This is a genomic window from Actinotalea ferrariae CF5-4, from assembly GCF_000603945.1.
Taxonomy (GTDB): domain Bacteria; phylum Actinomycetota; class Actinomycetes; order Actinomycetales; family Cellulomonadaceae; genus Actinotalea; species Actinotalea ferrariae.
The window spans coordinates 1-3578 of the sequence record NZ_AXCW01000337.1 but is presented as its reverse complement, the minus strand read 5'-3'; the positions used below and the strand labels follow the sequence as shown (position 1 = coordinate 3578).

Annotated in this window: 3 protein-coding genes; all 3 read left to right on the top strand. The window is 71.9% G+C overall.

All coding sequences use genetic code 11. The features are described 5' to 3' along the window. The coding region (locus N866_RS17365) for a proton-translocating transhydrogenase family protein (RefSeq protein ID WP_034228924.1) at positions 1–376 on the top strand (376 nt) is incomplete at its 5' end. Between the two features lies 1 nt (position 377). Beyond that, on the top strand, positions 378–1778 hold the full coding sequence (pntB, locus tag N866_RS17360) for a Re/Si-specific NAD(P)(+) transhydrogenase subunit beta (RefSeq protein WP_034228922.1): 1401 nt from the start codon (positions 378–380) through the stop codon (positions 1776–1778). A 234-nt stretch (positions 1779–2012) separates the two neighbouring features. Further along, positions 2013–3290, top strand: coding sequence for a phosphopyruvate hydratase (gene eno, locus N866_RS17355; protein ID WP_034228920.1), 1278 nt, complete (start codon positions 2013–2015; stop codon positions 3288–3290). Positions 3291–3578 lie beyond the last annotated feature (288 nt).

Sequence of the window (3578 nt, the reverse complement as noted above, 5' to 3'; positions counted from 1 at the left end):
CGCCACGGCCGCGCAGCAGGCCGCGCGCCGCCGGACGCGCCGCACGGCCGTGGCCGGCCTGGGGGCGGTCGCACTCGCGCTGGCGCTGACGTTCGCGCCGGAGGAGACGCGTCAGCACCTGGTCGTCTTCGCGCTCGCGGTCGTCGTCGGCTACTACGTGATCTTCAACGTCACGCACGCGCTGCACACGCCGCTCATGGCCCAGACGAACGCCATCTCGGGGATCATCCTCGTCGGGGCGCTCCTGCAGATCGGGTCGGAGAACCTCGTGGTCTCCTCGATCGCCTTCGTCGCCGCGGCCGTGGCCAGTATCAACATCTTCGGCGGGTTCCTGGTCACGTACCGGATGCTCGGCATGTTCCGGAAGGGCGACTGACGTGCTCACCTCTCTCGCGCAGGCCGTGTACGTCCTGGCGGCCCTGCTCTTCATCGCCAGCCTGGCCGGCCTGTCCGGCCAGACGACGGCGCGTCGCGGCAACGTCCTCGGCATGGTCGGCATGGGCCTCGCGCTCGGTGCCACGGTGCTGCTGGCGGCCGAGAACAGCGAGCGTCCCGTGCTCGTCACGCTCCTGCTCATCGCGCTCGTCTTCGCGATCGGCGCGACCGTGGGCGTGTGGCGGGCCCGCAGCGTCGAGATGACGCAGATGCCCGAGCTCATCGCGATCCTGCACAGCTTCGTGGGGCTCGCCGCGGTGCTCGTCGGGTTCAACTCGTACCTCACGGAGGAGGCCGACGCGGTCCACCAGGTCGAGGTGTTCCTCGGGGTGTTCATCGGGGCGGTGACCTTCACCGGCTCGATCGTGGCGTACCTCAAGCTGTCCGCGCGGATGAGCTCCGCGCCGCTGGCCCTGCCCGGCCGCAACCTGCTCAACCTGGGCGCCGTCGTCGTCTCGCTCGGCCTCATGGCGTGGTTCGTGGCGCAGAACGCGCTCGTCCCGCTGCTGGCGATGACGGCGATCGCCCTGGCCCTGGGCTGGCACCTCGTGGCGGCGATCGGCGGCGGCGACATGCCCGTCGTCGTCTCGATGCTCAACTCGTACTCCGGCTGGGCGGCCGCCGCGGCCGGCTTCATGCTCGGCAACGACCTGCTCATCGTCACCGGCGCGCTCGTCGGCTCCTCCGGCGCGATCCTGTCCTACCTCATGTGCCGGGCGATGAACCGCTCGTTCGTCAGCGTCATCCTCGGCGGCTTCGGCGTCGAGGCGGGCACCGTCGCGGCCGGTGGCGAGGACGGCGAGCACCACCCGGTGCTCGCCCCGGAGGTCGCCCAGATGCTCCTCGACGCGCGCTCCGTGGTCATCACCCCGGGCTACGGCATGGCGGTCGCCAAGGCGCAGTACCCCGTGGCCGACCTGGTGACGCGGCTGCGGGCGCAGGGCGTCGACGTGCGGTTCGGCGTCCACCCGGTCGCCGGCCGCCTGCCCGGGCACATGAACGTGCTCCTGGCGGAGGCGAAGGTGCCCTACGACATCGTCCTGGAGATGGACGAGATCAACGACGACCTGGCGCAGACCGACGTCGTCCTCGTCATCGGCGCGAACGACACCGTCAACCCGGCGGCGCTGGAGGACCCGGGCTCGCCCATCGCCGGCATGCCGGTGCTGGAGGTCTGGAAGGCCAAGCAGGTCGTGGTCTTCAAGCGGTCCATGGCCACCGGTTACGCCGGCGTGCAGAACCCGCTGTTCTTCCGGGAGAACACGGTGATGCTCTTCGGCGACGCCAAGGAGCAGGTCGAGGGGATCATCGCGGCCCTGCAGGCGCAGCCCGCCCACGTCTGACCCGCCGGCCGCCGGTCGGTCGCCGGCCGGTCGTCGGCCCGTCGCCGGCCGGGCAGGGCCCGTCGGGGCCCGGTCCCATGAACGTCCCGCCCCGGGCGGCGGGATCGGCACTACTGTGGACCGCGGCCGGTTGACGACGACCGGCGGCAGGTCGGCTCGTCCACCTCGCCGCTGGTCCGCGGAACCAGGACCAGCCCGGAGAAGATCCCCACCAGTCCGTACGAAGGAGCTTCCGTGGCCACAATCGAGGCCGTAGGCGCCCGCGAGATCCTCGACTCGCGCGGCAACCCCACCGTCGAGGTCGAGGTCGCCCTCGACGACGGCACGATCGCCCGTGCGGGCGTGCCCTCGGGCGCGTCGACCGGTGCGTTCGAGGCCGTCGAGCGCCGTGACGGCGACAAGAGCCGCTACCTCGGCAAGGGCGTGCAGGACGCGGTCAACGCCGTCATGGACGACATCGCGCCGGAGCTCATCGGGTTCGAGGCCAGCGAGCAGCGCCTCGTCGACCAGGCCCTCAAGGACCTGGACGGCACCCCCAACAAGGGCAAGCTCGGCGCCAACGCGATCCTCGGCGTCTCGCTCGCGGTCGCCAAGGCCGCCGCGGACTCCGCGGACCTGCCGCTCTTCCGCTACGTCGGCGGCCCCAACGCCCACGTGCTGCCCGTGCCGATGATGAACATCCTCAACGGTGGGTCGCACGCCGACTCCAACGTCGACATCCAGGAGTTCATGGTCGCGCCCATCGGCGCCACCACGTTCCGTGAGGCCCTGCGCACCGGCGCCGAGGTCTACCACTCCCTCAAGTCGGTCCTGAAGAGCAAGGGCCTGGCGACCGGCCTCGGCGACGAGGGCGGCTTCGCCCCCAACCTGCCGAGCAACCGCGACGCGCTGGACCTCATCCTCGTCGCCATCGAGCAGGCCGGCTTCACGCCGGGCACCGACGTCGCGCTCGCGCTCGACGTCGCGGCGACCGAGTTCTTCAAGGACGGCGCCTACCAGTTCGAGGGCAAGGCCACCTCGCCGGCCGAGATGATCGCCTTCTACGAGAAGCTCGTCGCGGACTACCCGCTGGTCTCCATCGAGGACCCGCTGTCCGAGGACGAGTGGGACAGTTGGAGCGAGCTCGTCGCCAAGGTCGGCGACCGCGTGCAGGTCGTCGGCGACGACCTGTTCGTGACCAACCCGGAGCGCCTGGCCAAGGGCATCCAGCTCAAGGCCGCGAACTCCCTGCTGGTCAAGCTGAACCAGATCGGCACTCTGAGCGAGACGCTCGACGCCGTGACGATGGCGCAGCGCGCCGGCTTCACCGCGATGGTGTCGCACCGCTCCGGCGAGACCGAGGACGTCACGATCGCCGACCTGGCCGTCGCGACCAACGCCGGCCAGATCAAGACCGGCGCCCCGGCGCGCGGCGAGCGGATCAACAAGTACAACCAGCTGCTGCGCATCGAGGAGGAGCTGGACGACGCCGCGGTCTACGCGGGCGCCGGCGCCTTCCCGCGTCGCGGCTGACACGCACCACCCGCGCCCTCGGGCGCACCCGGCAGGGCCCGACCGTCTCCGGTCGGGCCCTGCCCGCGTTCGGGGGTAGGCCCCGCTCGCGTCCAGAGTCGGACCCTGCTCGCGCCCCCGGTCGGACCCCGCACCGGGCAACGCGCCCGGCCGCCTGACGGCTCCGCCCCGTCCGAGCAGGCACAATCGAGGGCATGTCCCGCCGTCCTCCTGCCCCGGTGCGCCCGTCCGGCGCGGGTGCGGGGACCCGGCGCCCGGTCCGCCCCACGTCCGGGCCGACGGCCGGCG